This window comes from Bacteroides sp. An269, assembly GCF_002159755.1.
GTDB classification, from domain to species: domain Bacteria; phylum Bacteroidota; class Bacteroidia; order Bacteroidales; family Bacteroidaceae; genus Phocaeicola; species Phocaeicola intestinalis.
This window is the reverse complement of record NZ_NFJG01000173.1, coordinates 1-5581: the sequence shown is the minus strand read 5'-3', so window position 1 is coordinate 5581 and position 5581 is coordinate 1. Positions and strand designations below refer to the sequence as shown.

The window sequence follows — 5581 nt, the reverse complement described above, 5'->3', positions numbered from 1 at the left end:
CTGACGAAGAACAGGAGCGAAAAAGACCAAAAAATCGCCCAAAGCACACACGAAAACGTATACATCAAGACAAGAAAAACTTTTTGGAGAAATTCAAAACAGCTTCTTATACCATGGGTATTTTGCGGAATTCAAAAAAATAAAAATAATCTGTGTTGAGAAAAAGCGAAACAGTAGTATGTTAGATGTAACTAAAGTTCCTTCTCCGTGTTATGTAATGGAAGAAGATTTGCTCAGGAAAAACCTGGGGGTGATAAAGTCGGTAGCCGACCGGGCTGGGGTAGAAATTATCCTTGCGTTTAAAGCATTTGCGATGTGGAAATCGTTCCCGATATTCCGCGAGTACATCAGCCATACGACGGCAAGTTCGGTGTACGAGGCACGTCTGGCTTTCGAAGAGTTCGGAAGTCGGGCGCACACCTATTCGCCGGCTTACACCGAAGCTAATTTCCCAGAGTTTCTGAAATATAGCAGCCATATCACATTCAATTCACTTTCGCAGTTCGAACGTTTCTATCCGATGGTTAAGGCTTATCCTGAACCGGTTTCTTGTGGTATACGTGTCAATCCGGAGTATTCGGAGGTGGAAGTGGAACTATATAACCCTTGTGCGCCGGGCACACGTTTCGGAGTGACGGCAGACTTGCTTCCCGAACGTTTGCCCGAAGGCATTGAGGGTTTTCATTGCCATTGCCATTGCGAGTCCAGTTCGTACGAGCTGGAACGTACCCTGAAGCATATCGAAGAAAAGTTTTCGCGCTGGTTCCCGCAGCTGAAATGGCTGAATTTGGGAGGTGGGCATCTGATGACCCGTAAGGACTATGATGTAGAGCATCTGATTGGATTGCTGAAGGGGTTGAAGGCACGTTATCCGCATTTGCAGATTATTCTGGAGCCTGGCTCTGCCTTTGCCTGGCAGACGGGACCGCTGGTGGCTTCGGTGGTGGATGTGGTAGAGAGCCGGGGAATCCGTACGGCGATTCTCGATGTAAGCTTTACGTGCCACATGCCCGATTGTCTGGAGATGCCTTACCAGCCGGCGGTGCGTGGGGCAGAGTCGCTTCCCGCCGATGCGGTCAAGACGGCAGGTCCCGAAGCCCACGTGTATCGTCTGGGTGGGAACAGTTGCCTGAGTGGCGACTATATGGGAAGCTGGAAGTTCGACCATGAAGTGCAGGTGGGCGAACGGATTGTGTTCGAGGACATGATTCATTACACGATGGTGAAGACGAATATGTTCAACGGTATTCACCATCCGTCTATTGCCCTGTATCATAGCAATGGTGAACTGGAAGTATATCGTACCTTCGGTTATGAAGATTACCGTGACCGGATGTGTTGAGAAACTGTTTTGAATTTGTCGTATATAAAAGCCTCCTCAAACGAACATAAGTGAACCGTCTGACTCACTTATGTTAAACGCCTAAGTTACTTATGTTAAACGGGCAAGTTACTTATGTTCGTTTGCTGAGCCTCTTTTGCCCGTTTTTCCGGATAGTATCATAGCCAGACGCAGGAGGTTGCGTAAGCTCGCGGATATAGGTGCGTCGGCAAACGCATATAGGTCCATCCGCTGTAAGATTATTAATCTTCAGGCTGCAAGATTATTAATCTTACAAGCGGAAGATTATTAATCTTACACCAGACGAAGTTTTCTGCATCGGGAGAAGAAGATAACGACAACCTTTTGAGAAACTGTTTTGAATTTCTTCAAAAAGTTTTTCTCCGTCTTGCTGTATTCGTTTTCGTGTGTGCTTTGGGCGAAGTATAAGATGCCGTTTAAAGTATAACAAAAAAGAGGTTCCGTAACGTGCGGAACCTCTTTTTTGTTAGAGTGTGCAATCTGCTTTTACCTTTTTATCCTATGAAAACTACTATTTATATTGTTAATTTTGTGCCAAGTCTACGGCATAGTTGGCGCGCTTGCCCGACGGATAGACACCGGTCATGAACAATACCTGGTCGGGCGACTGGGAAGCCGCTTTCATCACGTCTTCCAAATCCTGTACGGTACGAAGTTGTTTGCCGTTGGCTTTCAGAATGATGAATCCTTTGCGGATACCGCTGTCTGCCATACGTCCGTCGCTTACACCTGTTACCTGTACACCATATCCTAAGTTGAGCTGGCGTTTCAGTTCGGCAGGCACTTCGCGGAAGGCTGCTCCCAGCAGTTCCATGTCGGCTTTCTTCACTACTTTCGTATTACCTTGAGCGTTCTTCAGAGTGATGGTGAATTCCTGGTCTTTCTTGTCGCGGAATACTTTCACTTTCACCTTGTCTCCCGGACGTTTCTTGGCAAGGATGCCTTGCAGAGAAGCCATGGTTTCTACCTTCTCACCATCTATGGCAATGATGACATCGTTTACTTTCAAGATGCCGGCAGCCGAGCCTTCTTCTTGTACTTCTACAACTTGTACACCATATCCGATGCCCAGTTCTTTCTGCTCCTTACGGATTTCTTCCGGAAATTCTTCTTTACCCATATCGCGTCCTCCGATGCCCAACAAAGCACGCTGTACGGTTCCGTATTGCTTCAGGTCGGTCACCACCTTGGTCATGATGCTGGTAGGTATGGCGAAGCCGTAGCCCGAATAAGCTCCGGTGGGAGAAACCAGCATGGCGTTGATACCCACTAACTCGCCTTTTGCATTCACCAGTGCACCACCACTGTTTCCTTGGTTGATAGCGGCATCGGTCTGAATGAATGATTCTACCTGATTGGCACCTAACCCACGTGCCTTGGCACTTACGACACCCGCCGTTACGGTAGAGCCCAAATTGAAGGGATTACCTACGGCAAGTACCCATTCGCCTACCTTCAAGGCATCCGAGTCGCCTACCGGAATGGCAGGAAAATCATCGCCTTCTATCTTCACCAAAGCCAGGTCGGTAGTAGCATCGGTACCGATAACCCGTCCTTTCATTTCCCGTCCGTCGTGCAGCTTGACCGAAATCTCGTCGGCATCATCAATCACGTGATTGTTCGTCACAATGTATCCGTCCTTCGAGATGATAACGCCCGAACCGAATCCGCGCTGTTCGGGAGTCTGGACCTGCTGCTGGCGTCCGCGGCCGTCACCGAAAAAGAAATCGAAAATATCCGGTTGGGTCTGTATTACCTTCGTCTTACTCCGCTGGATAGCCATGATGTGTACTACAGAGTTCAGTGAACTTTCGGCTGCTTGTGTCAGGTCGACGGGCTGCATTTTCGATGTATCGAATGCAGCATATTTGGCTGGAGTAGCCGTTTGGAACTCTTCGTAGAAAGAAGCGTTCTTTGTATCTTTAGACTGGAGGATGGCATACGAAGTCACTCCTGCCACTCCTGCGCTTACAGCAATCAGTGCGACTGCTCCTAATGCGAACTTAGTTGTCTTTTTCATATCTATAACTGGTTTAAATCGTTAATTTCGTTATTGCTTTAACATTTCATCTGCTAAAGTAGAACAAATATTATGCGGTTGTACTCCTTGTGTGTTCTTTTTTCTCTCTTTTAACAAAGCAAGACAGCTCCTTAACCGCGCTTAACGGGGATAACTGACAAATTTGCATTCATTATCAGTCACTTTTGCAGTCGCAAAAGATATTTCTCGTAAAAATGGCAGGAGGAATGCATTTATTGCGTACCTTTGCAGTCAGAAAGCAGTCGGACGGTCTGTCGCTGGTGTTTCGGCACAAGAGGAAAGTCCGGGCAACGCAGAGCATCCTACTTCCTAACAGAAAGCTATCCGCGAGGGTAGAGTAATGCAGAAGAAAATAACCGCCGCTCCTACCCGGAGAGGTAAGGGTGAGAAGGTAGGGTAAGAGCCTACCAGCCGCGTGGTGACACGCGGGCTGTGCATCTTAGGAGTTGTAAGGTCGTGTAAACCGGCATTAACGAGGGTTGCTCGCCCCACGTCGGAGGGTAGACCGCTAGAGCCTTTTGGTGACAAAGGGCGTAGATAAATGACAGACACCTTATATTATATAAGGAACAGAACCCGGCTTACAGGCCGGCTGCTTTTTTTTAATTATGAATGAAGAATTAAAAATGAAGAATTTAACTTCGTCCGCATGGCATTGGCTTACGCCGAACGCTGTTTCTTCATTCTTTATTCTTCATTCTTCATTTAATAACTATGAGACTGCAATATTGGCTTCAATTCTTGACAGACGGCATCTGGAGAATCACCGAAGATGAGGTAACTCCAGTGAGGAAGCGCCTGTATTCGTGTGTGAAAATCATTTACCTTTCGATAGAGCAGTTCTTGAACGACCGCATTCCGGTGCGTGCTTCGGCACTGACGTATAGCACATTGCTGTCTATCATCCCCATCCTTGCCTTGCTGTTCGCCATTGCCCGCGGCTTCGGTTTCGATGCATTGATGGAGCAGCAAATCAAAAGCGGTGTGATGAGCCAGCAGAGCGAGCTGGTGTTTTCGTGGGTCAATTCTTACCTGCAACACGCGCAGAGCGGCATCTTTATCGGCGTGGGCCTGATTATGTTGCTGTTTACCATCCTGATGCTGATAGACAATATCGAGCGCAGTTTCAACGCCATCTGGCAGGTAAAGCGTCCCCGCACGGTGTTCCGCCAGATAACCGATTATTTTTCGATGCTGCTACTACTTCCGTTGCTCATTGTTATCTCCAGCGGTCTGACCATCGTGATGACCACGTACGTGAAGGATTTGGAAACCTTCCTTCTGCTGGGACCGATGCTGAAGTTTCTGGTGCGTCTCGTCCCGTATGCCTTAACGTGGGGGATGTTCATCGCGCTATACGTGTTCATGCCCAACACGAAAGTGAAGCTAAGCCATGCCTGGTTTCCGGGGATACTGGCAGGTAGCGCCTTTCAGGCTTTCCAATATTTCTACGTCAACAGCCAGATATGGATTTCGAACTACAATGCCATCTACGGAAGCTTTGCCGCCATCCCGATGTTCCTGTTATGGACACAGGTGTCGTGGACCATCTGCCTGTTCGGTGCCGAGATGAGCTACGTCAGCCAGAACCTTTCTTCGTTCAGCTTCGGGAAAGAAACGGCGCATATCAGCCGGCGCTACCACGATTTCTTCTGTGCCATCGTGCTCTCCGCTATCTGCAAGCGGTTCGAGCACGAGCAGCAGCCCTATACGGCAGAAGAGCTGAGCAAAGAGCATAAGATTCCCATCCGGCTGACAAAGAATATCCTCTACGAGCTGACCGATGTCCGTCTGGTTTACGAAACTTCTGATGACGATAAAGAAGGAAACATCCGTTACTTGCCTGGAATGGACATCAACCGCCTGACCGTAGGTGTGCTGATAGAGCGGCTGGACAGTGCCGGTGCCGAGAACTTCAAGATAGACAAGGAGGACTATTCGGCTTCGTGGCATGCCCTGATTGAGGCAAAGCAGGCGTACCTGTACCAAAGCGGGCGTATTCTGGTGAAGGATTTGTGATTTTTATCAATAAAATGCCCTGGCAAACTTTTGCTTGTCAGGGCATTTATTGATGTATGCTCGGCATGAGTATTAGCTAACGGGTGCAAGTCCCTAATGAGCCCTAATAGCGGGAATCATACAGCCCAAAGCAAGGGTGTCCATCGCGAGTTGGAATC

At 48.3% G+C, this 5581-nt stretch carries 3 protein-coding genes and 1 other RNA gene; 3 read left to right on the top strand and 1 reads right to left on the bottom strand.

Annotated elements, in window-relative coordinates:
* The first annotated feature begins 178 nt into the window (after nucleotides 1-178).
* The gene (gene nspC, locus B5F71_RS18525; protein ID WP_087213280.1) at nucleotides 179-1342 is read left to right on the top strand and encodes a carboxynorspermidine decarboxylase; all 1164 of its coding nucleotides are present in this window, start codon (nucleotides 179-181) and stop codon (nucleotides 1340-1342) included.
* A gap of 544 nt (nucleotides 1343-1886) precedes the next feature.
* Here the strand turns inward: nspC and B5F71_RS18520 are convergent.
* Nucleotides 1887-3383 carry a trypsin-like peptidase domain-containing protein gene (locus B5F71_RS18520; RefSeq protein ID WP_087213278.1) on the bottom strand — a complete coding sequence of 499 codons (1497 nt, stop codon included), beginning with the start codon at nucleotides 3381-3383 and terminating at the stop codon, nucleotides 1887-1889.
* 259 nt (nucleotides 3384-3642) lie between these two features.
* Between B5F71_RS18520 and rnpB the strand changes: the two genes are divergently transcribed.
* An RNA gene (gene rnpB / locus B5F71_RS18515) (RNase P RNA component class A) lies at nucleotides 3643-4004 on the top strand.
* A gap of 114 nt (nucleotides 4005-4118) precedes the next feature.
* Nucleotides 4119-5423: a YihY/virulence factor BrkB family protein gene (locus B5F71_RS18510; RefSeq protein WP_013619426.1), complete on the top strand. Its 1305-nt coding sequence runs from the start codon at nucleotides 4119-4121 to the stop codon at nucleotides 5421-5423.
* Nucleotides 5424-5581: the final 158 nt, after the last annotated feature.

Bases quoted from the DNA above. Each gene is read 5' to 3' on its own strand.
- nspC (WP_087213280.1), top strand. From the start codon at position 179: ATGTTAGATGTAACTAAAGTTCCTTCTCCGTGTTATGTAATGGAAGAA.
- B5F71_RS18520 (WP_087213278.1), bottom strand. From the start codon at position 3,383: ATGAAAAAGACAACTAAGTTCGCATTAGGAGCAGTCGCACTGATTGCT.
- B5F71_RS18510 (WP_013619426.1), top strand. From the start codon at position 4,119: ATGAGACTGCAATATTGGCTTCAATTCTTGACAGACGGCATCTGGAGA.